Genomic DNA, 20,739 nt, shown 5'->3' with positions numbered 1-20,739 from the left:
CTGCCGGTTCATCTCATCCAGGTGACTTGCACGAAAGCGCTGATACATCCGGCTGAGGGTGCTGTAGTGAGGCACCTCTTCGAGTTCCAGTGCCTCCCTGAGTTCCTGGCTCATCCGCAAAAGCTCTACAAAGTCACGGTAGCTCATCTTGAAGTAGAAGCACAACATAACGCAGGCGGCCAGTTGGGGGAGGGTATATGTCTTGGGGCTATTGGGGTGGCTGTACTCGGGAAAGACCGTTTGGGTCTGGGCGTAGATGATTCGCGCAACCTTCAGGTGCAGGCTCGGTCGTGACTGGGCTGCTTTACCCGCCCGGCAAGAAGGTCTTGGGGAGCGTTGATGACCCATCGTGCCCCATTATCACAAACCTTGCAACAGAGCAAGATTCATTCGTTATATGCAAATAAAGTTGTCACGAGCAATGGTATCGTGAGAAATCTCACTAACATCTCGACAGAACCATGCTGCAAGCCTGGGCCAGCCACACAAGTATCGACTCCGGCCCCCACCCGCGAATACCGTGGCTACATTCCCAGCAAACGCAGCTACTTCCACGGACTGAAGCTCAACGGTCTCTCCGGATAACCGGTGGATCAGCGAGGTCACCTTCACCCCTGGCTCCACTGCGGATGTGGAGGGTCTGTATCGGCTACCGCTGGACTTACCGAGGGGGTGTGAACTGTATGTGGATCGGGGGTATACCGACTACCAGGCGGAGGATGACCTGGCGATAGCCGAGGGTATCCGGCTGCGACCCATCCGCAAGCAGAACTCCAAACGCTACCGGCAGGCCTCGCAGTGGATTGCCCAGCAGGGGCGGAAGATCATCGAGTCGGTGGGTTCTGCCCTGACGGAGTTGTTCCCCAAGCGGATTCATGCCACGACCCTCCAGGGCTTTGTGCTCAAGGTGTGGGGGTTCATCTTTGCCCACAACTTCAGGAGGCTGGCCAGTATTTTGTAGGTGGCAACTTGGGTTATTTATACGGGGTGTTCGGGAGGTGCAAGTTTTGAGCTAACCTTGTGACACCGCTAAGTGGTCTGGTAACAAAGTATTTGGGATACCTCCAATGAACCCAACTTCTGCCCTTGACTTCTCGTTGTCATTCCGAGGCGCACGCAGTGCAACGAGGAATCTGGTACTGCATGGGTACAATGAATATAGTGGACTGCGACGCATCAGATTCCTCACTTCGCTTCGCTGCGTTCGGGAAAATAAAGTTACCAGAGCACTAAGTCTATAGTATTATAGACAAGTGGCCCGGGTTTTCGTCGCATTCCATCCGAAGCGGAAAACTGAACGCCCCCTCCTGTACGAAGACCTGATTGCCATGAACCAGGCCGGTCAAAACGCCAGCGTCTCCAAAATCATCGAGATGATTGACGATCTGCGGGCCCACGGAAGAGACAGCCGCTATGTCAAGCACCTGGGGGACATCCTCTACGAACTCAAGGCCCGAACAGTTCACGGTGGGCTCGAGTCTACTTCTTTCGCCTAAACCAGGACGGCTATGTGCTGGTACGCGCCGAGATAAAACAAGAAGACCTGGCGACCGAAGCCCTGCTTATAGACACCCTGGAGGTGGCCGAGGCGGTAGAGAAGGGCACGGCCCGCCTGGTGCCAAGGCCTAGAAGGCAAGGTGGTGAAACCCGATGAAGCCATACAAAGACCCACGCCTGAACAAGATAATGGGAAAACCTGAGCGGGTGGTGCAGACAGACGAGTCTGTGGCCCTGGATCAAGGGCTCTGGGTCAAGTTTGGGCGGCGTGAGCAGAGCCGCCTCGAGCAAGACCTCGCGGCCCGAACCCTGGCCCAGCTTTTGGTGAGGGCCCGAGCCCAGTCCGGTCTCACGGTACGCAAAGCCGCCGCCCTGTTGGGCCGCCACCCCTCGAGGGTCGGGGCTATTGAACAGGGCAGCCCTGCCCTGGCCTTCCGTACCTTTGTGGCCTACGCTCATTCGCTGGGCTACGATATCGAGATCAAGCTCATTCCCACCGACCCCAGCCGCACACCGCTAACTGCCGTGCTGCCGAGTGAGCCTGTGGCTACCGAGCCCACGCCCTCAACCGCTCGCTAGGAAGCCTTTTGGGCTTTCTGCCGCGCTGCTTCCTTTTTCGGCGCGGGTGAGGTGCAGGTCGTTGCGGCGTTCGTGTAGTACCGGAGGCATTGGGTTTGGGATCTGGTATGAGATCAGGGTCAACCAGAAATCAGTAACTGCGCCATTAAGTGCAATGGCCTGGCCTCCAGGTTCCCCCCCAGCGGAACCGTCTCCCGGCCTGGATAGACCACAAAGGCCCGCTCGGGCTGCAAGTCCGCCAGCGCGCTGTGGAACCCCCGACTGGGGCGGGGGTTCAGGCTCCGCTTGACCTCAATGGCCCATCGCTGGCCTCTGGGGAACTCCAGGAGCAGATCCACCTCCGCGCCGGCCCGGGTGCGGTAAAAGAAACCCTGGGCCCCTTCGGGCAGGGCCTGGAGCAGGTTCTCGATCACGAAACCCTCGTAGCTCGAGCCCGCCACCGGGTGCGAGAGCAGGCCCTCCAGGCTATCGATGCCCAGCAGCGCATGCACCAGCCCGCTATCGCGCAGGTAGAGCTTGGGGGAGCGGGTGAGCCGCTTGCCCACGTTGGCCTCGTAGGGCATCAGCCTTCGCAGCAGGAGCAGGTCGGCCAGGAGATCCAGGTAGCGCGAGACGGTCCGCCCATCCAGTCCCAGGCTGCCGGCCAGGCGGGCCAGGTTGAGCAGGCCGCCCTGCAGGTGGGCTAGCATGACCCACAACCGGCGCAGCGTTTCGGTGGGCAGCCGGGCTCCGTAGAGTGGCAGTTCTCGCTCCAGGTAGGCGCGGATGAAGTCCTGCCGCCAGCGCAGGCTCTGCGGTTCGCCAGGGGCCAGGTAGCTCTCGGGGAACCCCCCACGCAGCCACAAACGCTCCTCGTCAGGAACCTCCAGCACGCCAAAGGGGCCCAGCTCCAGGTAGCTGGCCCTTCCAGCCAGACTCTCGCCGGCCTGGCGCGAGACCTCTGGCGAGACCGAGCCTAGCAGCAGGTACAGCCCCTGCTGCCGCCCGGCCAGCCTCGCGCGGTCAATGAGGCTCCGAAGGAGCGGGAACAACTGCGGCATGCGGTGGGCTTCATCCAGGATGACCAGCCGATCCAGGTAGCGCTCCAGATACAGCTCGGGCTCGGCCAGCAGCCCTCGGTCGCGGTCGGACTCGAGATCCAGGTACAGCGCGTTCCAGGCCTCGCCTACCCGGCGGGCCAGGGTGGTCTTGCCGGCCTGGCGGGGGCCGGTGAGCACCACTGCGGGCCGCTCACGAAGGCGGGCCTCGAGGGTGGTCTGTAGCTGGCGGTCAATCATTCTTGCTAAATATACATTATAATGTTATAAAAGCAAGGATATAATGTGTCGGAACCAGTACGACGGCTGAAGTCCTTCCGATGGCTCGAGATAGGCGCCCAGAACAGCGCCTATTTTGCTGGACCTTGGCTGCCAGGAAATCTTACACCTATATTCCAAAGATGGGTGTAAGACCGCGAGCACAACCTTGCTACCCCTTTCCAGGCAGAAGGCTTCCGAGAATACCCAGGATTGGTAGCGCTGCGGGAAGCCGGGGTAGTGAGGGGCTTGCAAGTTCCCTAACGGGTGCATTCGGATAGCTCGCGCGATTTTTTTGCTACTCCAAAAAACGTAAAGGCATTCCCCGCCAAAAATGATCAAAACCGATGCTCTAAAAAAGACAAAATCTACCTGCGCTGCCATACTGGCTTTTGGGAGATAACCATTCGCCAGTGAACCTCGAGCGGCGCCCCGACGCAGCCAAAGGGCACACCTGCATGCACCTGCTGGCCGTGGTGCTGCTGGAGCGGGGGGAGAAGAGAAGGCTGGTTCGGACGCTGGCGGCTAAAGCTGCTTGAGCAACCGCTATACTGAAACCATGATCCTCACCGAGCGGGTACCCCTGGCCCAAAACGAGGCGGGCGACCTCTATGTGGAGGGCAGCCGGGTCTTCCTGGAAGACCTGGTAGACCTCTACCGCCAGGGGTACTCCCCAGAGGAGATGGCCCTGGCCTACCCGAGCCTGGCCCTGGCTGATCTCTACGCAGTGCTGGCTTACGTCCTGCGCCATCCGGCGGAGGTGGAAGTGTACCTGGAGCGGCAGGGGGTACGAGCCAGGGAAGCGGAAGAGAAGACCCGAGGCTACCGCTCCACCCCCCTGCGTGAACGGCTGGAAGGGCGGAGCGGATGAAGCTTCTGCTGGACGAGAACCTCGAGGCCGCCATTTTGCGCGGCCTTCTTCGTGTGCATCCAGGACTCGACGTGGTGCGGGTAGTGGACGTGGGCCTCACCGGAGCGCCGGATCCGATGGTGCTGGCCTGGGACAGGGCCACCATGAGCCTGGAGGCTGCCCGGCGCATCGAAGCGGGAGAGCCCATACCCGGATTGCTGCTCATCCGGCGCGGGGCGAGCACCGGAGAAGTTCTTCGCACGTTGGAACTGATCCTGGAGTGCGCCCATGAGGGCGAGCTTGAGGGGATCATCGAGTACATTCCCTTCTGAGGAAGGGAGATAGCACCAGGGGGTGACCTGGGCCACCCCTTCGCTTCTTAAGGAGGAAACATGGATAGAAGTTTCCGGTATTCACATCAACATCGATACTCAGGGTGTTTGTCAAGCCCCCAAAGGACTTTGCTCGGTCAGTAGGCGATATTTGAGTTTCAGTGCAGCCCTGCGCTGGGCCAGGCGCCAATCTAAGGGAGGGGCGTTGGCCCTGGCCCGCTCGGCCCTGACCAGATGGAATGCCTGTAGCACCAGGTCAGCGTGCTTGACCTGGGAGGCGAACTTACGACACTGGCACCTGGACAGCCCCAGATTTTGCTTGTATATCCGGTGCGCTACCTCCTCCTGCCAGCGCAGTTTCCAGATACTGAGCAAGCTCTGCATGCCCTGATCCAGGGTAGTGACCAGGGCCATGAGCCCGAACCCGTACCCCTGCGGCTTCCAGACCAGCAACAGGTAGAGGGGGCCCACTGCTGGCAAGAAGACCCCTAGCTTCTTGGCATACCAGCCAAAACGGGGGTAGTAGCGAGCCTTATCGGGACGGTACCGTTCGGCCAGGTCTCGAATACACAGGTAGGTCTGCTCAAACCAGACCTTGCTATGGCTGCGAATGCGTGCCAGGAAGGGGACGTCCATCCCGTGGAGCGAGCGCATGGCGATACGGTTGAACATCTGGGCGTCGGCCACCAATACCCGGCCATCTTCACATCGCCCACGATGTTGAGCAAACCCTCCCCCGGGGTCGAACCGCTCATCCTCAGGGTAGGAAAGGGTTCGAGTCGTAGGGGGTAGATATCCCGCTGTAGTGCTTCACCAAAGCGAGACCACCTAGTATGGGTAAGGGGTGAAGCATGGGTAAGTTGAAACCTAAAGAGCGCAGTGTCGAGGAGAAGGTGGCCATTGTACTGAGCCTGCTCAAGGGTGAGAGCAGCGCGGCAGAACTGTGCCGCCGCTACGGCACTACCGAGAACAGCCTCAACAAGTGGCGGCAACGCTTCCTGGAAGGGGGTAAAGCCGCCCTGAATGCACGCAAGGCCGAGGCCCAGGTTGCCCTGGAGCAAGAGAACCGCCAGCTCAAGGAAGCCCTGGCCGAAGCAGTGCTCAAGCTGGAGATCCAAAAAAACTCCGGGGATTATAAGGTCTTTGTGCTTTGAGCAGATGGAACGCCTGCGTAAGGAACTGGCGCTGGGAGTGAACCGCTTCTTGCAGCTGGCGGGGATATCCAAGGCCACCTACTACCGGCGTAAGCGAGGCAGCAAGACTCGGTCTGCTCCAGCTCAGGAGCGGATTGCTGGACTGGCTGATGGATGCGTGGAGCCACCTCCCCACTACGGCTACCGACGGGTCTGGGCTCTACTGGTTCGGGCGGGCATCCAGGCTTCACCCAGCACGGTGTACCGCTGGATGAAGCGGCAACAGCGATTGCAGCGAAGCCCCCGGCGTCAGGGCTATCGCTACAGCCCTCCTCCCCAGCCCGAGCAGGTCGGTTGGATCCTGGGGCTCGACTTCACCCACTGGGGCCCGTACCGCTTGTGCAACGTGATTGAGTATCAGAGCCGCATCTGTCTGGCTTCGGAGGCTAGCCTGAGGGAGGACGCAGCATTGGCACAGCAGGCGCTGAGGAAAGCGTTACGCGATGCGTCGGGTCTGGGTTTACCAAACCAAAGCATTCTGGTCAAGAGCGATCAGGGAAGCGCTTTCAAGTCCCAGCCCTTCACCGCCCTGCTGACCCAGCATGGGTGTGGCCAGCAGTTGAGTGCGGTGGGTCGCCCTGAAGGCATGGGCAGGGTGGAGCGCTTTCACCGCAGCTTGAAGGAGGAGTGTTTGCAGTTTGAGGAGGTGGAGAGTCTGGAAGAGCTACAGCACCTGGCAGCGCGGTATCGTCACTTCTACAACACCCAGCGGCCTCATCAGGCTCTGGGGTACAAGACACCGATGGAAGTGATCGAGGAAGCGAAAAAAGTGGTATCGTTTTCGTGAAGCACTACACCTGAGCACATCTGGAAAACACCCCCGAACCCAGGTTCGGGGGTGGTGATTTCCTCTCTCGTAAGAGAGCGGTACATTTCTGGCTTTGGCGTCGTTGACCACGAACAGAAATACGCCACGACCTTACACCCATCTGGATACATGGGTGTAAGAATTGCCTGCCTGCCAGGGCAAGCAAAATAGGCACCGCTGCCGGTGCCTATCTCGAGCTACTGTACGGGCTCAGTCGTAGTCTTTCGTGGAGACCCAGACGCCCTTGTAGATTTCAATGTAGTCGGCGTCAAGCAACAGCAGTATGTAGCCGATTACGAACACTATCAGGAAGACCGCGGCTACAAACATGATGATGTAAGCCAGGATCGTCAGGCTCTTATCATATACACCCGTACCCCGATAACCACCGATACAGGGGCATAGGATTGACGGCGAAGCGACGGAGGTTGCGCAACACAGGGGCGCCCTTTTGATGAAGGAAGCCCAGGAGCAGGTTGCGCAGGGCAGCCAGAGCCACAGGCATCCTCTCCAAGCGCCACATCCCGCTTGTGGTGCAGCCGGTTCTCGATGGCCCAGTGGCCCCGGCTGAGGCGGGCCAGGGTAGCGGCAGCGGCATATTGCTCCAAAGCCCACACAAACCGATAGAGGGTGGCCTGTGCCGGCAGGGCCCGACCACTAGCCCGCCGACCCAGGCCCAGGCTGAGCAGCCAATCCCGTTGATCCTGCACCCACTGGGCAATCGCCAGCAGGTTGGTGTGTCCACTCCCCAGCCCCATCAGCACCAGCATGAACAACAAGCGCCAATCGTAGGTGGTGTTGTGGGCTCGCAGATCGGGTACTTCCATCAGGTAGGGAATCGGGCTGGGAATCTGTATGGTCGTCTTCATGCAGAATATGATAAAAGCCTGGTTATCAACCAATGAACTACCCGCGACCAACCGCTATCACGGTATGGTCGGGGTTTCGCGGTTCAACGAGGCCAGACCTCAGCCCCTCCCCGCCCCCTGGTTCCGAGGGGTAGACGGGGCTCGCCCTACTGACGGGGTTTGCCCCTGGCCTTGATAGCCCCCAGGTTGGAGAGGTGCAGCACCCCGTGTTTGCTGTTCGGCCCCCGCTCGAACTTCCATCCAGCCCGGTCGGGGTAGCAGAAGCCCACGAAGCGCTTGTGGCTTTTGTAGCGGGGAAAGCCGGGCTTTTCGCCTCTCGTATCATTTGGTTCTGGTTACCAAATACCGGCGAAAGTGTCTGACCAGGGTCATGTTGGAGGAGTTGCGGGAGAAAGGTCGCCCAGGTGTGCCAGCAGTGGGGTTGTGAGATGGTGGAGTTCTCCGGCGAGGCCGACCACGTCCACCTGCTGTTCGAGGCCACTCCCACCGTGGAGCCCGCCAGGTTCGTTAACAACCTCAAGACCGTCACCAGCCGCGCCATCCGCAAGAACCACCCCGAACACCTCAGCAAGTTCTACCGCAAACGGGTGCTGTGGTCAGGTTCCTACGCCATTCTGACGGCGGGCGGCGCGCCTTTGGAGGTGCTCAAACAGTACATCCAGGGCCAACGCAAGCCCCACGAAGCCGCTTTAGGCGGCGTGGGGCTAACATCCCCGACCAACCAAACTACGGTTTGGTCAGGGACTGCCGCCCCACACCCCGGAATGTTCAGGAGCGCCGGGAAAGCCCGTAGGGGATGACGTGGGGCGTGAGGGTGTCGGGGTCGAGGGTGATGTGGGCCTCGAGCCCAAAGACCTGGCGCAGCAAGTCGTGGGTGATGACCTCGGTGGGCTGGCCCTGGGCCACCACCTCCCCCCCGTCGATCACCACCAGCTCGTGGGAGTAGCGCGCGGCCTGGTTGAGGTCGTGCAGCACCATCACGATGGTCTTGCCCTGCTCGCGGTTGAGCCGCTGTAGGAGGTGGATGACCTCGAGCTGGTGGGAGAGGTCGAGGAAGGTGGTAGGCTCGTCCAGCAGCACCACCGGGGTGTCCTGGGCTAAGGCCATGGCGATCCAGGCCCGCTGACGCTGCCCTCCGGAGAGGGTCTCGAGGGGCCGGTCGCGGAAGACCACCATGCCGGTCTGCTGAAGGGCGCGCTCGACGATGGCGCGGTCGGCCTCGGTGCGCTGGGCGAAGAAGCCCTGGTGAGGGTAGCGCCCGAACCAGGCCAGGGCCTCCACCGTAAGACCCTCGGGGGCTTGTGGCCCCTGCACCAGGATGGCAAGCCGGCGGGCTACCTCCTTGGTGGGCAGGCGGTGGATGGCCTTGCCGTCCAAAAGCACGCTGCCCTGCCGGGGCTTCAGGAGCCGGGCCAGCGAGCGCAGCAGTGTGGACTTGCCCGAGCCGTTGGGGCCGATGAAGGTGGTGATCTTGCCGGAGGGGAGCTCGAGGTCGAGCCCTTTGACCACGAGGCGGTTCTCGTAGCCGAGGTGGAGGGATCGGGTCTGAAGTTTCATGGCTTGCTTTCCTAGCGCCTGATTCCGCCCGTACGCCGCAGGAGCCACAGGAAGTAGGGTGCGCCCAGGAGGGTGGTGACGATGCCCGCAGGGACTTCGACCGGGGGAACCAGGCCGCGCCCCAGCGCGTCGGCCCCCACCACCAGCATCGCCCCCAGCAACATGGAAGCCGGCAGCAGGCGGGCGAAGCTGGGCCCGGCCAGAAGCCGCGCCATGTGGGGGGCGATCAGGCCCACGAAGCCCAGAACCCCCGCGCCGGTGACAGCCACGCCTGCCAGCCCCACCGCCAGCGCCAGGGCGACCAGGCGGGCAAACTCGAGGCGCATCCCCAGCCCCCTGGCCAACTGGTCGCCCAAGGCCAGCACGTCGAAGCGCCGCCACAGCAGCCAGCTCGACGGCAGAAGCAGCGCCGCCCATGGCAGAATCCGCAAAAGCCGCTCCCAGTCGGCCCCGTAGACGGTACCCACCAGGAAGCTCAGGGCCCGCCCGATGTCGTCGGGAGCGCGGATGAGGATGAGTTGCTGGAAGCTGGTGAGGGCGGCGGCCACCGCGATGCCGATGAGGGCGACCCGCACCGGAGCCACCTCACCCGCGCGACGCGCGAGCAGGTACACCAAGGCGAAGCTCACCCCCGCCCCGGCGAAGGCCCCAGCGGGCAGTGCCCATAGCGGGGCTGCCGGGAAGAGGATCAGCGTGACGACCGCCGCCAGGCCCGCTCCCGCCCCCACCCCCACGACGTCGGGCGAGGCCAGCGGGTTGCGCACCACACCCTGCAGGATCGCTCCTGATGCCGCGAACATGGCCCCACACAAGGCCCCTACGCCTATGCGCGGCAGCCGCAGCTCGTAGAGGATGCGGGTGTGGGTCGCGTCGGCGGAACCGGCGAGGGCCTGGAGAACCTCGAGCATGTTCATCCGGATTGCCCCGACCCCGACCGATATCAGCATGATCAAGAGCAGGGCCAGGGCCAGGAGGAGAAGGAGCGTGAGGGAGGGCAAAAACTTGCGGTGGGTCATAAGGAGTCGTCACCCGTTGAACGCTGAAGAGCGAATGCCGAATGCTTGGAGTAGTTGCTCGCCTCCCGCACCTCGCGAACGCGGTACTGGTTGACGGTTCTGGCCTCGCCCCCCGACTGCCCCACGGTCTGCAACACCCCGGCCCGCTCGATCAGGACTTCGTAGACGCCTTTTCCCCCGTCCGGGGGGTGGCAGGTGTGCTGCACCCACGCCCGCTCGGGCGGGTCGGGGTGCTGGATAGGGGTGTAGGCTCCCCACTCCAGGCCCATCACCCCTTCGCCTCCCTCAACCCGAATCACGCAACTCTCCCGCGGGCAGTCCAGCCAGCCCCAGCCCTCGCGTTCCAGCAAGTACCCGTCCGCCATCTGCCAGAAGCAGTCCAGCCCGCTCCAGCCGCGCAGCTTGCCCGCGAACACGGGCCGGTTCCGAAACACCAGGTTGTCCAGATCATCAGACCCGATGAAGCCCCAGTAGTGCCCGGTGGGCAGGTCGAGGAGCGTGGGGGCAAAGCGGTGCCCGCCAAAGTGCGTACAGTGCCACAACCGCAGCTCGGGGCCCCCGTAGCGCTCACGCAGCTCGCGGTAGACGGGGTAGCCGAAGTTCGCGCAGCACACATCCACCGTGCCGTGGGTGCACACCAGTAGGTCGCGCCCGCTGAAGCTCGAGCGGTACAGCTCAAAATCATCCAGCCCGCCTCCGAACAGTAGGGCCTCGCATAGCGCCGCAACCCGCGGGGTGGGAAGCTGCCACTCCCTGCGTTCAAACCGCGCGAAGACCGCTGCGGGCCGCCGGAACCACATCACGCGGGTCAGGCCTGGCTGGCTGTATTCCTCGTCGGGCACCACCCCGACCAGGACGAAGTCGATCTTAACCTCGTAAGCCCGTCGCAGCAGCACCCCCAGACCCTGAGGCAGGGTGGGCGCCTCGAGGAAGTTGCGCGGCCAGGGGGTCGGGACTTCCACCACCAGGAACTGCTGGGTCTGGGGCGCATTCCCTATGGGCTGCTCACCCTGGGAACGGGCGAACAAGGAGCAAAAGCGGGTGTCGCAGGGCTCGGTCATGAGGGCGTCCCGGCGCGGTCTTATTCCTTGGGCGGGAGGGTTTCGGCCTGGAAGGGGTTGAGGCTGCTCTCCAGGACAGCCTCGAGGCGGGCGAAGATGTTCTCCTCCTCGATCTGTTCCCCCAGGAACCACTGCAGAAAGCCGTAGCCAGTGTGGTCGTGGTGCTCCTGGGCCACTTTGGCCATGATGCGGAAGCTGTCCGAGACTTTTCGCTCATACTCCAGCGACTTGGAAACGGCCTCGAGAAGGCTGCCGTAGCGCGTGGCGGCACCGGGTACGGCCTCGATTGAGACTGGGGCGCCAGCCTCGCTCAGGAAGCGCACAATCTTCAGCGCGTGCTCGCGCTCCTCCTGGGACTGGCGCTCGAAGAAGCCCGTCCACCCGTCGAGGTTGAGCCCGGTGCAATAGACGCTCATGCCCAGGTAGACCTGGGAGGCGCGGAACTCCTGGACGATCTGCTGGTTGAGCAAGCCGGCAAGGGCTTCGGAAATCATCATGGTCGTTCCCCCCCCAGCCTCACCGTTCACGCCGGAGCTTCTCGAGGATCATCCGGGTCAGCTCGTTGGAGTTGCGAATGCTGACCAACGGCCCGCTGTAGGGGCTATAGTCCTCCGGCAGGTAGAGGATGCTCTGCTCCTTGAGCTTCTGGCCGACAGGGCTGGCGTAGAAGGCCTCGGCCCCGTTGTACTTGCCGCCCGGCGGGAAGACCACCACCAGGGTTTGCCGGTCCAGCGAAACCAGCGCCTCATCGCTGATCTGGGCCCCCACCCCGAGGGTGACTTCCTTGGGGGTGAAGCCATCCTTGAAGCCCAGCTCGCGCAGGTCGGGGATCAGACGCACAGCAGTGTAAACCCAGTTGCTCCCGCCGGCGAAGGGGGCCACCACCACGACCTTGGGGTACTTCTCGAACACCCCGGCGGCCCGCAGCCTAGCCGCGTTGGCCCGGTTGGTGGCCCTGACCTGCTCGATGACGCGCTCGGCCTCGGCGCTGCGGCCAAAGATGCGGCCCAGGTCCCTCAGGCCCTTCTGCCAGAACCCCTCCCCGCCCTCCTCGTAACCGATGGTGGGGGCAATCCGACTGAGCTTGTCGTAGTTCTGGTTGCCCTTCCAGGTCAGGCGCACGATGAGGTCGGGCTTGAGGGCCAGCACGGTCTCGAGGCTGGGCTCGAGCCAGGAGCCCACGTAGGTGGGGTTGTTCAACCTCGCGCGGGCCAAGAACCCCTTCCGCAAAACCTCCGGCTTGATCCTCCCGCCCTCGACGTCGGCCGGGCTTAGGTACGCGCTACCCAGGCCCACGATGCGATCGGCGACGCCGATCGCGGCCAGCCAGCCCAGCGCCTCCTCGTCCATTACCACCACGCGCTGGGGCTCTTTAGGAACCACCGTCGTGCCCTCGTCATGCCGGATAGTCAGGGGTTGGGCTAGGCCCAGGCCGACGATCATAGAAAAAACGGTAACAACGATGCGATTGTTCACAACAAACTCCTTTCTGCTCACCTAGAACTATCCATCCACCTTCATCAACAACCCGAACTCCTCGAGTACCCGCTCTACCCAGCGTGCGATGCGCCCCTCACTAAGGTGGGCCTGGTTGTCCTCATCGAGGGCTAGCCCTAAAAAAAACTCCCCACGCTGCCCCAGCGAACGGGTATGCTCGTAGCCAGCCACCGGCCATAGCCCAACCAGGCTGGCTCCGCGCTCCTCGAGCTTCTCCCCCAGAATCCCCAAGGCATCCTGGAAGCTATCCGGATAACCGAGCTGATCGCCGCAGCCGAATAGGGCGACTTGCTTGCCGTTGAGATCAAGCGTATCCAGCTGTCTGTATAAAACCTCCCAGTCGTATTGCAACTCGCCTATATTCCAGGTCGAACAACCCAACAACAACTTGTCGTAGCCCTCGAGAGTCTTGAGGTCCACCTGGGCGATATCCTGCGGGGGAATTGGCTGTCCCAGCAGGCGCTCGAGGTGTGCAGCAATCTTCGCTGCCGCGTTGGCAGTGTTGCCGTAGGTGCTACCGTAGAACACTCCAATCTCGGACATCGTCAAGATCCTTTCAGTTGAGTTGGCGTGGCCGCGCAGTAGGGGTTTCAGACCGTAGCTCAGGCAGCTCCAGCGTTTGGCTAGCCAAAAAGCACAGATGCCGCAGCTCCCCCCAAGCCAGCCGCTCGAGGCGCAACCCCACATTGCCAATCCAAAGCCGAACGCTTACAGAAGAAGTAGCTCCACTTTGGTGCAGCACTACCTCAACCCCTTCTTCTTGGACTTTGGGTGGCTCAGCGTGATGGGTGAAAAACTCATTGAGCCGCCGGAAATCTTGAGGCGAAAGAGCCAGCGTCAGGTTGTCCCAGGCCAAGTGAACGATTCCCCCACAGCAGTCGCACTGGGCGATAAATCGGTGCGGACTGATCCTGCTTAGCGTCCGGCTACCTTTACACATGCTTTTCCCCCTCGACAACGCCTTGCAACTGGCGCAGCATGGCTTGGCAAATCTTGAGGTTACCCCGCTCCGTCTGCTCGGAGCCAAAGCGGGGGTATACCGGGGTTTGTAGGCTAACGCAGACCTCGGTCTGGTTGGGGCTCAGCTCCCGCAAGGTGAAGACGAAATCGCGGGTGGCGAAGCTAATCCCAAACTCCTCCAGGGGTCTCAGCCGGGTCAGCCTGCCGGGAAAACGAGGGTGTTTGGGAAAGCTAAAGTACAGCTCGGCTCCCTCGCGAAGCTCCCCCTCGAGCTTTAGCAGGGTGTTCTTGATCCATAACGGCGCACGGTGAAAGTCGCTCAGCACCGCCCAAACTTCTGCGGGAGAGCGGGCAATCGTCAGGCAGGCCTCGGTGTGGACAAGAGCGACATCCGTCATGGTTTGACTCCTTTACCCATTTCTCCCACCCATGTCCGGGCTGGGGCTGTCAAGGAACCCCCCTGGGGCTCTTGTAGGTCGAGCTCATAGCGGCAGAGGGGCACGCGGGTTTGCTTGAGCACCCGCCCGGGCTTTCGTGGGATTGCCGTCTCGCCCACATCATGCCGGATGGTCAAGGGTTTGGCTGGGCCGATACCTGCAATCACCAAAGAGATCAAAGCGAGTTGCCTCACCTTTTCCCTCCCGGGCATGTTTACGCTGCACCCATCACTTACCGGCGAGCAGGTACTTTTCGAGGTCATCCAGCACCCGGTTCGCACCCAATACTCCGATGGCCAGGAACCAGACGTCGTCGCTCACCGCGATGGCCCGGCCATTCTGCACGGCCTTCAGGCCCTTCCACAGTGGGCTCGCGAGCACGAAGGCCTGGTCGGTCTGGGCGGGGTCGCCGTAGGTGGCGTAAAACAGGTAGTCGGCGTCGAGGTCTGGCAGGCGCTCGAGGGAGATGTAATCGGCGAAGGTGTCCTTGCTCTGGAAAGCCGGGCGCGGAAGGCCCACGTCGGCGAGGATGGTGCCGATGTAGTTGGCCCGGTTCATGCTGCGGATCTGGCCCGGCGTGAAGCGCAGGATGCTCACCGTAGGCAGCCGGCCTCGGCCTCCGAGCCGGTTGCGCAATTGCCCGGCCCGCCGCTCGTATTGCGCCAACAGGACTTTGGCCTGGGCGCTGCGTCCCAAAGCCTCGCCCGCCAGCAGGAGGTTCTCCTTCCAGACCACGCCCACCGTCTCGGCCATCACCGTGGGCGCAATGCGCGAGAGCTGGTCGTAGAGCTGGCCGTGGCGCAGCTTGCTGGTGAGGATCAGGTCGGGCCTCAGGGCCAGGATCCTCTCCAAACTGGGCTGCTGGACGGTTCCCACCACCTCGATGCCCTGGGTGAGGTTGCCCAGGTAAGCCTGGAAGGGCTGGCCAGCGGGCGTCACCGCGCCTACCGGCTTGACACCCAGGGCCAGGGCGCTGTCCAGTTCGCCGGTGTCCAGCACCACCACGCGCTTGGGCACCTTGGGGACGCAGCTCGTGCCCATGGCGTGCTTGACCAGGCGGCCCGTGCAGGACTGGGCGGAGGCAGGCTGGCCCAGGGCGAAGGCCAGCGCCGCCAGGCAGGAAGCAATGAGGATTTGGGTGGAGAGGATGGGTTTGAGCAGGGTTCGTCGCATGCTTCACCTCGAGAGAGCCCGGTCGGCCAGCAGGCCGCTGTCGATGCACTCGGCCACGATGAGCTTCAGCGCCAGGGGACCGCGGCTGCGGGTCCAGAGGTCACGGTCGAATTCCCAGACCCGGCCCCGCCGAACGGCCTCGATGTTTTGCCACAGGGGGTTCTTAGCCCACTCGCGGGTGATGGGGTTCTCGTCCTTGGCGGTGAAGAGCACCAGGGTGGGCGGGTTGAGGGCTACGAGGCCCTCGAGCGAGACCTCAAACTGGCTCTGGCCGTTCTGAGGCCTGACCAGGTTCTTGCGGCCCAGCCGCTCCAAGAAGCTGCCGATGAAGCTCTCGGTAGAGTGCAGGGTGAGCGAGGTGGGCGTGGCCACCGCCGCCACCAGGCCACCGGCGCGGGGGTTGGCGAAGGAGCGGGCCTTGGCCAGCAGGCTGGCCTGGTCGGCGAAGAGTGTGCGGGCCAGCTTCTCCTTGCCCAGCATCCGGCCAATCAAGAGCACCTGCTGCATCAGGTCGTCGTAGCTGCCCCGGCGGGAGTGGAAGGCCACGGTGGGGGCGATCTTCTGGAACTGGGGGATGAGGTCTTTGTGCACGAAGGCGTCGGCGATGATCAGGTCGGGCCGAGCCAAGAGGATGGCCTCCATGGAGGGCTGGGCCCTCGAGCCGATGCTGTTCACCCCGTCCAGCAGCGGCTTTAGGTAGGGCGCGGGCCCCCGGTCGCCGCCCTGGGTGCCGATGGCCGCCCCCACCGGCTTGACGCCCAAAGCCAGCAGGGTGTCGAGAAAGCTGTACTCCAGCACCACCACCCGCCTAGCCGGCGCGGCGAGTTCCAGGGTTCCAGCCTCGTGCTTGAGGCTAATGGGAAAAGCCTGAGCCAGCGCCAGGCCGCCTAAGAGCAGGCCCGACAGTACGGTCACGATTCTCTGCATCTTGCTCCTCACTTCTCCTGCCCGGTGCGTCGGGCCAGATAGACGAAAAAGGGCGCCCCGATGGCGGTGACCAGGATGCCCACGGGGGTCTCGAGGGGCCTGTCCACCAGCCGGGCGCCCACGTCGGCCAGAAGCAGAATGGTCGCCCCCAGCACCGCCGACAGCGGCAGCACCCAGCGGTAGTCCGCCCCCACCAGGCCCCGCGCCAGGTGGGGGGTCATCAGGCCCAGAAAGCCGATGGGCCCGGCGATGCTGGTCGCGGCGGCGGCGGCCAGCACCGCCAGCGCGGTCGTCCAGGCCCGCACCCACCCCACCCGAACCCCCAGGCCCCGGGCCACATCCTCGCCCAGGGCCAGCAGGTTCACGAGCTGGGCCGAGAGCAGAGCCAGGATCAGGGTGGCCGCAACCCAGGGCAGAATAGGCAATAGGCCCTCCCAACTGCGCCCGGCTACGCTGCCCGCCAGGATAAACATGGCTCCCCTGGCCCGCTCCTCGAAGAGGGTGAGCAGGGTGTTGGACAAAGCGGCCAGCAGGGCCCCTACCACCACCCCGGCCAGGGCCAGGCGCACAGGGGTCAGGCCCGCTGTGGCGGCGATGGCGTAGACCAACCCCGCCGCCAGCAATCCGCCTGCGAAGGCCGCGGCCACAAAAGCCTGCGCCGGTAGGGCGGGCAGGAAGACCACCATCACCAGGATGGCCAGGGCTGCCCCGGCGTTGACCCCCAGGATCCCCGGCCCGGCCAGGGGGTTGCGGGTGATGCCCTGGAGCATGGCCCCCGAGACCGCCAAAGAGGCCCCCACCGCCAGGGCGGCCATCGCCCTGGGCAGTCGCAGGGTCTGCACGATCAGGCTGTCGGTGGAGCCGTCAGGCCGGAAGACCAGCCGCCAGACTTCGGCCAGCGGGATGTCCTTGGCCCCGACCGAGATCGCCAGCAAGAAGGCCAGCAGCAACAGCCCCAGGCTCAGCGGAAAGGCCAGCCAGGCAATTCGGGCTCTGCGGGCGGGGTGGGCTGTGATCGTAGTCATGGTTCGGTGTGTAGGCGCAATCTGCGGTGTTTGAGGCTTTCGGCGACGAAGTAGCTTCCCACGACGACGGTGGGGGCCAGCGCTTGCAGCAACAGCCCCTCCAACGTGGGGTAGATGCCCAACCAGGTTCCCAGCCAGTACGGCAACCCCCAGCCGGTGGGCGTCACGCTCAGCCAGCCCACCACCTGCATGACGTGGGCGGTCTGGCCCACCATCACCGTCAACACGAAGAGCACCAGCAAGCCGGTGAAGATCAGCATCTGCTTCTGCGGCAGCCTGAGCTGGAGCTGGAAGATCGCCAGGCCCAGCCCCACCACGACCACTCCTCCGGCCAGGGTGCCCCACAGCACGTCCAGGACGCCTCCTTGCAACACCAACGACTGCAGGAAGAGCACGGTCTCGAAACCCTCGCGGTAGATGCTCTCGAAGCCCACCGCCACCAACCCCAGCCCGGCGGCCAGGCCCGTGCGCCGTAGAGCTTGCTGTTTTTGCTGGTGGAAGTCCGCCAGGCGGTCGGTCCAGTAGATCTTGTGGTAGAACCAGTTCATGATCAGGAGCAGCACGCCGATGGCGATGAGCGAGACCACCGCCTCCACGCGCTCGCCGTAGCGGGCGAACTGCTGGATGGCCCCCCACATCAACACCCACGTCAGCGCGCTCGCCAGGAAAGCCAGCCCCACCCCCAGCCACACCGGACGGCGCAGGTGGAGGTTCTCAGGGCGGCGGAAGGAGGCCAGGAGGGCAGCGATGATGAGCACCGCCTCCAGGCCCTCGCGGAAGACGATGATGGCGGCATTGAGGCCGATGGCAGCGGGTGAAGCTTCGCGCCCGAGCACCTGGTTGGCCTCCCGCAACCTGGCCTCGAGGATCTGGCGGGTTTGGGCCACCTGCGCGGCACCGGCCCGCTCGCGGATCAGGCGGGCCAGGCCCTTGGGGTTCTGGCCGTACCAGAACAGCCCCTCGAGCTCGAGGGCCAGCTGGGGGTTGAACACCCGCAGCCTGGCCTCGGGGCCGCTCTCCAGCAGGGCGTAGGCGTCCATGCGGGCCAGCTCAGCCAGGTCGTAGCGGCCCGCGGCCACCGCGTTCTGGGCCGAGCGCAGCTGTGAGCGGATGACCTCGAGGTCACCCGCCGGGTCAGTCCGCCGCCACCCGGCGGGAAGGGTGGCCTCGAGCCACTTCAAAAGCGCCTGGCTCCGCTCGCCAACCCAGCGCGCCGTGGGCGGGTCGCTTTTCTGGCTGGCAGCCCGCAGCCCCCCCTCCAACTCGGCGAAGGCCCGGCGGATGGCGGGGAGGTTGGGGTGGGCGGCCAAAAGGGGCTCCAGGTCGCTCCAGGCCGAGGCCGCGCTCTTGAAGAAGGTAAGAGCCTCGGTGATCTCGAGGTCTTTGGTGACGTTGACGTGACCCTCCCCCCCGCTCACCCCCCGCGCGTACTCCACGGGAACCAGCGACACGAAGCGCAGGAGTTGGCCAGCCCGCCTGGCCCGCTCGCGCGGGGAGAGAGGGGCCGCGCGGAAGCCCTCCAGGGCGCGGCGAATCTGCTGGGGGCTGCCCGTGGCCAGGAGCGCCCTGGCCTCTTGCAAAGCGGCCTCCCCTCGCTGGCTTCGGTAGGCCGGGGCCAGGATCTCGAAGTAGCCCTGGGCCAGGGCCCGCTCCTCGGCCCCGCGCACCCGCCAGCCCGCCTGCTGGGCCACCTCGAGACCCCTCAGGGCCTCGTTCAGGCGCGACTGGTAGCCGTCCAGGAGGTCGGCGCGCACCGCCGTGAGCGCCTCGGAAGGCTGAATCCGGCCTTCGGCCAGGCCCCGCAGGGCCTCGGTGGCGTCGGCGTCAGGGGGGTCGAAGCGGGTGGCGCTGCGGTACTCGCGCAGCTCGAGCCAGCGCGCCGCCTCGGGGGCATTTCCCTGCTGCACGGCGGCCTCGAGGCGGGCATAGCTCTGCCGCAACACCCCGATCCAAAGCACGGTGCGCTCACGGGCGAAGGCTGCCCCGTCGCCCGAGCGGGCCAGGTGCTGCAAGCGGGTGAGGGCCTGGGCGTCGAACTCCAGCCCGGCCCGCTCCAGCTCGTCCAGCGCCACCGCCGCCTTTTGCAGCAGCCGTTGCGCCTGCTGCGGGTCGAAGACCAGCTCGAGCTGGGCCTCGGCCAGGGCCGAGCGCAGGGCCTCCCCAGACTGGGCCGGAGTACCGGCATCGCCGGGCTGCGGGTGCGACTTCACCGGGGACTGGGCCAGGGCCAAAGAGGCCAGGGCGCACAGCAGCGGGATCAGAAGGGTTGAGCCTCTCACTGTTCTACCCTGATGCCCAGAAGGGCCGCGGCCTGCACGATCTTGCCGGTGATGGCGGTGGCCCGGTCGTCGCCTTCTTTGAGGAGGATCTCGGCCTGCTCGGGGGTGAAGCGGCGCTTCTTCTCCTGCTCCAGCAGGCGCTGGGTCCAGGCCTTGAGGTTACGAAGCCCCTCGAGGATCTGCGTATCCAAAGCAGCATCCTTGGCCCGAACCTGGGGGGACACCCCTTCGTAGAGCCTCTGCCAGCTGGTGATGTTGTCCACCAGATCGCTCAAGGAGGAGATCACGTTGAAGTCGCGGCGGGTGGCCCTGTCGCCCAGCACGAAGCGGCTGGTCTTCCAGCGCTCCAAGAACACCGGCGCGGCGGTGGGCACGTTGGCGGCCAGGGCCCCGAAGACGTCTTGAGCGGTGGGTTTCCAGGTCTTCGCCGCAGCGATGAGCCCGGCGGTGAGCTGGTCGAGCTTCTCAGCCGCCGCTTTGAGGAGAGGAGCATCGGGCAGCCGGTCGCCGAAGCCCAGCCTGCCGTCGCCATCGACGTCGAAGGCTACCCCCGAAGAGAAGGCCCTTTCCGTGCCCCACAGGCTTCCCTCCACCAATCCGAAAGCGTTGCCCGGCTTCTTCAGCACCCTCCCATCCGGCAGCTCGAGGTCGAAGCTCACCACCGCATCGCTACCTTCGGCCTGGGAAGCCCCGGCGTCGAGGTTGAGGTCGAACTCGGCGAGCAGTTCCACCCCCGCCACAATCCCCTCCACGCTCTCGTAGAGGGGACTGGCCTTGATCCAGGCTGCGCGTGCCTCCTTGAGGGAAGCTCGCACGGCCTCGGCGGCAGGGGCCTGGGTCAGCCTGCGGTAGTCGAAACCGGCTTTCCTGGCCGCCTCAAAGTAGCGGCCCGCCGCCGCCACCAGTTGGCTCGTGGCGCTTTTCTGCGCTGCGAGGCGCTCGAGCAAATAGCTCTTGACCGTCTCCACGCCCTGTGCTTGGGCAGCGCCCAGAGCGATCACAACCAGTGCAAACCATAGCCTCATCGCTGCCTCCACAACCCGGGAAGCCCCAGGTGAAAACTCTCTCGAGTCTATGCAGCTTGACCTCTTAAAGTCAAGTATTCCGCTCGGATTTATGCGATATTGGAAGCGATAATTTTTATCACTCTTGGTCTGTTAACTGCTCTGTTGCAAGGTTTGTGATAATGGGGCCCGATGGGTCATCAACGCTCCCCAAGACCTTCTTGCCGGGCGGGTAAAGCAGCCCAGCCACGAACGAGCCTGCACCTGCAGGTTGCGCGAATCATCTACGCCCAGACCCAAACGGTCTTTCCCGAGTACAGCCACCCCAATAGCCCCAAGAAATACACCCTCCCCCAACTGGCCGCCTGCGTTATGTTGTG

At 64.0% G+C, this 20,739-nt stretch carries 26 protein-coding genes and 2 pseudogenes; 11 read left to right on the top strand and 17 right to left on the bottom strand.

Annotated features, from left to right (window positions below; all coding sequences use genetic code 11):
• On the bottom strand, window positions 1–348 hold a 348-nt coding region (locus tag J3L12_RS15325; protein WP_208015922.1), incomplete at its 3' end, for a transposase.
• Window positions 349–631: 283 nt separating this feature from the next.
• Here J3L12_RS15325 and J3L12_RS15320 point away from each other — a divergent pair.
• The 4 genes from J3L12_RS15320 (at window position 632) to J3L12_RS15305 (ending at window position 2,076) form a co-directional block, all read left to right on the top strand.
• Complete coding sequence (locus J3L12_RS15320; RefSeq protein ID WP_243455303.1) at window positions 632–961, top strand: hypothetical protein; 330 nt, start codon at window positions 632–634, stop codon at window positions 959–961.
• A gap of 292 nt (window positions 962–1,253) precedes the next feature.
• Window positions 1,254–1,496 carry a hypothetical protein gene (locus J3L12_RS15315; RefSeq protein WP_208015921.1) on the top strand — a complete coding sequence of 81 codons (243 nt, stop codon included), beginning with the start codon at window positions 1,254–1,256 and terminating at the stop codon, window positions 1,494–1,496.
• A 14-nt stretch (window positions 1,497–1,510) separates the two neighbouring features.
• The gene (locus J3L12_RS15310; protein ID WP_208015920.1) at window positions 1,511–1,654 is read left to right on the top strand and encodes a hypothetical protein; all 144 of its coding nucleotides are present in this window, start codon (window positions 1,511–1,513) and stop codon (window positions 1,652–1,654) included.
• On the top strand, window positions 1,651–2,076 hold the full coding sequence (locus J3L12_RS15305) for a helix-turn-helix transcriptional regulator (protein WP_208015919.1): 426 nt from the start codon (window positions 1,651–1,653) through the stop codon (window positions 2,074–2,076). The genes J3L12_RS15310 and J3L12_RS15305 overlap by 4 nt, the downstream gene beginning before the upstream one ends.
• A 119-nt stretch (window positions 2,077–2,195) precedes the next feature.
• On the opposite strand, the gene J3L12_RS15300 is transcribed toward J3L12_RS15305, so the two are convergent.
• Window positions 2,196–3,353 (bottom strand): ATP-binding protein, encoded by a 1,158-nt coding sequence (locus J3L12_RS15300; RefSeq protein WP_208015918.1) that lies wholly within the window; start codon window positions 3,351–3,353, stop codon window positions 2,196–2,198.
• Between the two features lie 431 nt (window positions 3,354–3,784).
• Between J3L12_RS15300 and J3L12_RS17010 the strand changes: the two genes are divergently transcribed.
• Genes J3L12_RS17010 through J3L12_RS15285 form a run of 3 tightly spaced genes read left to right on the top strand, consistent with a single transcriptional unit; the run spans window position 3,785 to window position 4,553 of the window.
• Window positions 3,785–3,910 carry a hypothetical protein gene (locus J3L12_RS17010; RefSeq protein ID WP_279381149.1) on the top strand — a complete coding sequence of 42 codons (126 nt, stop codon included), beginning with the start codon at window positions 3,785–3,787 and terminating at the stop codon, window positions 3,908–3,910.
• Between the two features lie 20 nt (window positions 3,911–3,930).
• Window positions 3,931–4,242, top strand: coding sequence for a DUF433 domain-containing protein (locus tag J3L12_RS15290; RefSeq protein ID WP_208015917.1), 312 nt, complete (start codon window positions 3,931–3,933; stop codon window positions 4,240–4,242).
• A complete protein-coding gene (locus J3L12_RS15285; protein ID WP_208015916.1) occupies window positions 4,239–4,553 on the top strand; it encodes a DUF5615 family PIN-like protein in 315 nt (104 codons plus the stop codon). The genes J3L12_RS15290 and J3L12_RS15285 overlap by 4 nt, the downstream gene beginning before the upstream one ends.
• A 111-nt stretch (window positions 4,554–4,664) precedes the next feature.
• On the opposite strand, the gene J3L12_RS15280 is transcribed toward J3L12_RS15285, so the two are convergent.
• Window positions 4,665–5,243 (bottom strand): hypothetical protein, encoded by a 579-nt coding sequence (locus tag J3L12_RS15280; RefSeq protein ID WP_208015915.1) that lies wholly within the window; start codon window positions 5,241–5,243, stop codon window positions 4,665–4,667.
• Window positions 5,244–5,404: 161 nt separating this feature from the next.
• On the opposite strand from J3L12_RS15280, the gene J3L12_RS15275 reads away from it, so the two are divergent.
• A complete protein-coding gene (locus tag J3L12_RS15275) occupies window positions 5,405–5,707 on the top strand; it encodes a transposase (RefSeq protein ID WP_208015914.1) in 303 nt (100 codons plus the stop codon).
• Window positions 5,708–5,711: 4 nt separating this feature from the next.
• Window positions 5,712–6,533, top strand: coding sequence for an IS3 family transposase (locus tag J3L12_RS15270; RefSeq protein WP_208015913.1), 822 nt, complete (start codon window positions 5,712–5,714; stop codon window positions 6,531–6,533).
• Between the two features lie 371 nt (window positions 6,534–6,904).
• Here the strand turns inward: J3L12_RS15270 and J3L12_RS15265 are convergent, their stop codons facing one another.
• Both J3L12_RS15265 and J3L12_RS17005 read right to left on the bottom strand, forming a co-directional pair.
• Complete coding sequence (locus J3L12_RS15265) at window positions 6,905–7,423, bottom strand: transposase family protein (protein ID WP_208015912.1); 519 nt, start codon at window positions 7,421–7,423, stop codon at window positions 6,905–6,907.
• A gap of 146 nt (window positions 7,424–7,569) precedes the next feature.
• Window positions 7,570–7,692, bottom strand: a complete 123-nt coding sequence (locus J3L12_RS17005; protein ID WP_279381148.1) for a hypothetical protein — start codon at window positions 7,690–7,692, stop codon at window positions 7,570–7,572.
• 56 nt (window positions 7,693–7,748) lie between these two features.
• Here J3L12_RS17005 and tnpA point away from each other — a divergent pair.
• Window positions 7,749–8,091 (top strand): annotated as a pseudogene (gene tnpA / locus J3L12_RS15260) (IS200/IS605 family transposase); the annotation flags it as partial.
• 100 nt (window positions 8,092–8,191) lie between these two features.
• Here tnpA and J3L12_RS15255 read toward each other — a convergent pair.
• The 12 genes from J3L12_RS15255 to J3L12_RS15200 form a co-directional block, all read right to left on the bottom strand.
• Window positions 8,192–8,980 (bottom strand): ABC transporter ATP-binding protein, encoded by a 789-nt coding sequence (locus tag J3L12_RS15255; RefSeq protein WP_208015911.1) that lies wholly within the window; start codon window positions 8,978–8,980, stop codon window positions 8,192–8,194.
• A gap of 11 nt (window positions 8,981–8,991) precedes the next feature.
• Window positions 8,992–9,996: an iron ABC transporter permease gene (locus J3L12_RS15250; RefSeq protein WP_208015910.1), complete on the bottom strand. Its 1,005-nt coding sequence runs from the start codon at window positions 9,994–9,996 to the stop codon at window positions 8,992–8,994.
• Window positions 9,993–11,057 carry a sucrase ferredoxin gene (locus J3L12_RS15245; protein WP_208015909.1) on the bottom strand — a complete coding sequence of 355 codons (1,065 nt, stop codon included), beginning with the start codon at window positions 11,055–11,057 and terminating at the stop codon, window positions 9,993–9,995. The genes J3L12_RS15250 and J3L12_RS15245 overlap by 4 nt, the downstream gene beginning before the upstream one ends.
• 20 nt (window positions 11,058–11,077) lie before the next feature.
• Window positions 11,078–11,554, bottom strand: coding sequence for a ferritin (locus J3L12_RS15240; protein WP_243455302.1), 477 nt, complete (start codon window positions 11,552–11,554; stop codon window positions 11,078–11,080).
• A gap of 19 nt (window positions 11,555–11,573) precedes the next feature.
• Window positions 11,574–12,533 (bottom strand): ABC transporter substrate-binding protein, encoded by a 960-nt coding sequence (locus J3L12_RS15235; RefSeq protein ID WP_347708928.1) that lies wholly within the window; start codon window positions 12,531–12,533, stop codon window positions 11,574–11,576.
• A 27-nt stretch (window positions 12,534–12,560) separates the two neighbouring features.
• The gene (locus J3L12_RS15230; RefSeq protein WP_208015908.1) at window positions 12,561–13,097 is read right to left on the bottom strand and encodes a flavodoxin; all 537 of its coding nucleotides are present in this window, start codon (window positions 13,095–13,097) and stop codon (window positions 12,561–12,563) included.
• 389 nt (window positions 13,098–13,486) lie between these two features.
• On the bottom strand, window positions 13,487–13,912 hold the full coding sequence (locus J3L12_RS15225; RefSeq protein ID WP_208015907.1) for an activator of HSP90 ATPase: 426 nt from the start codon (window positions 13,910–13,912) through the stop codon (window positions 13,487–13,489).
• 267 nt (window positions 13,913–14,179) lie between these two features.
• The gene (locus J3L12_RS15220; RefSeq protein ID WP_208015906.1) at window positions 14,180–15,124 is read right to left on the bottom strand and encodes an iron-siderophore ABC transporter substrate-binding protein; all 945 of its coding nucleotides are present in this window, start codon (window positions 15,122–15,124) and stop codon (window positions 14,180–14,182) included.
• Window positions 15,125–15,127: 3 nt separating this feature from the next.
• Window positions 15,128–16,051: an ABC transporter substrate-binding protein gene (locus J3L12_RS15215; protein ID WP_208015905.1), complete on the bottom strand. Its 924-nt coding sequence runs from the start codon at window positions 16,049–16,051 to the stop codon at window positions 15,128–15,130.
• Between the two features lie 8 nt (window positions 16,052–16,059).
• Entirely contained in the window at window positions 16,060–17,076 is a 1,017-nt protein-coding gene (locus tag J3L12_RS15210; protein WP_208015904.1) for an iron ABC transporter permease, read from the bottom strand.
• On the bottom strand, window positions 17,073–19,355 hold the full coding sequence (locus J3L12_RS17000) for an FTR1 family protein (protein ID WP_347708927.1): 2,283 nt from the start codon (window positions 19,353–19,355) through the stop codon (window positions 17,073–17,075). The genes J3L12_RS15210 and J3L12_RS17000 overlap by 4 nt, the downstream gene beginning before the upstream one ends.
• A complete protein-coding gene (locus tag J3L12_RS15200; RefSeq protein WP_208015903.1) occupies window positions 19,352–20,380 on the bottom strand; it encodes an imelysin family protein in 1,029 nt (342 codons plus the stop codon). The genes J3L12_RS17000 and J3L12_RS15200 overlap by 4 nt, the downstream gene beginning before the upstream one ends.
• A 171-nt stretch (window positions 20,381–20,551) precedes the next feature.
• Between J3L12_RS15200 and J3L12_RS15195 the strand changes: the two are divergent.
• Window positions 20,552–20,739 (top strand): annotated as a pseudogene (locus tag J3L12_RS15195) (hypothetical protein); the annotation flags it as partial.

The sequence above is a fragment of the Meiothermus sp. CFH 77666 genome (genome assembly GCF_017497985.1).
Taxonomy (GTDB): domain Bacteria; phylum Deinococcota; class Deinococci; order Deinococcales; family Thermaceae; genus Meiothermus.
Note: the sequence above shows the minus strand (reverse complement) of the source record. Positions and strands in the feature narration are given on the sequence as shown.

Excerpts from the sequence above, each read along its gene's own strand:
- J3L12_RS15275 (WP_208015914.1), top strand. The coding sequence starts at position 5,405 with ATGGGTAAGTTGAAACCTAAAGAGCGCAGTGTCGAGGAGAAGGTGGCC.
- J3L12_RS15215 (WP_208015905.1), bottom strand. The coding sequence starts at position 16,051 with ATGCAGAGAATCGTGACCGTACTGTCGGGCCTGCTCTTAGGCGGCCTG.
- J3L12_RS15200 (WP_208015903.1), bottom strand. The coding sequence starts at position 20,380 with ATGAGGCTATGGTTTGCACTGGTTGTGATCGCTCTGGGCGCTGCCCAA.
- J3L12_RS15220 (WP_208015906.1), bottom strand. The coding sequence starts at position 15,124 with ATGCGACGAACCCTGCTCAAACCCATCCTCTCCACCCAAATCCTCATT.
- J3L12_RS15270 (WP_208015913.1), top strand. The coding sequence starts at position 5,712 with ATGGAACGCCTGCGTAAGGAACTGGCGCTGGGAGTGAACCGCTTCTTG.
- J3L12_RS15240 (WP_243455302.1), bottom strand. The coding sequence starts at position 11,554 with ATGATGATTTCCGAAGCCCTTGCCGGCTTGCTCAACCAGCAGATCGTC.
- J3L12_RS15230 (WP_208015908.1), bottom strand. The coding sequence starts at position 13,097 with ATGTCCGAGATTGGAGTGTTCTACGGTAGCACCTACGGCAACACTGCC.
- J3L12_RS15225 (WP_208015907.1), bottom strand. The coding sequence starts at position 13,912 with ATGACGGATGTCGCTCTTGTCCACACCGAGGCCTGCCTGACGATTGCC.
- J3L12_RS15305 (WP_208015919.1), top strand. The coding sequence starts at position 1,651 with ATGAAGCCATACAAAGACCCACGCCTGAACAAGATAATGGGAAAACCT.
- J3L12_RS15265 (WP_208015912.1), bottom strand. The coding sequence starts at position 7,423 with ATGAAGACGACCATACAGATTCCCAGCCCGATTCCCTACCTGATGGAA.
- J3L12_RS15255 (WP_208015911.1), bottom strand. The coding sequence starts at position 8,980 with ATGAAACTTCAGACCCGATCCCTCCACCTCGGCTACGAGAACCGCCTC.
- J3L12_RS15300 (WP_208015918.1), bottom strand. The coding sequence starts at position 3,353 with ATGATTGACCGCCAGCTACAGACCACCCTCGAGGCCCGCCTTCGTGAG.
- J3L12_RS15245 (WP_208015909.1), bottom strand. The coding sequence starts at position 11,057 with ATGACCGAGCCCTGCGACACCCGCTTTTGCTCCTTGTTCGCCCGTTCC.
- J3L12_RS15210 (WP_208015904.1), bottom strand. The coding sequence starts at position 17,076 with ATGACTACGATCACAGCCCACCCCGCCCGCAGAGCCCGAATTGCCTGG.
- J3L12_RS15285 (WP_208015916.1), top strand. The coding sequence starts at position 4,239 with ATGAAGCTTCTGCTGGACGAGAACCTCGAGGCCGCCATTTTGCGCGGC.
- J3L12_RS15250 (WP_208015910.1), bottom strand. The coding sequence starts at position 9,996 with ATGACCCACCGCAAGTTTTTGCCCTCCCTCACGCTCCTTCTCCTCCTG.
- J3L12_RS15290 (WP_208015917.1), top strand. The coding sequence starts at position 3,931 with ATGATCCTCACCGAGCGGGTACCCCTGGCCCAAAACGAGGCGGGCGAC.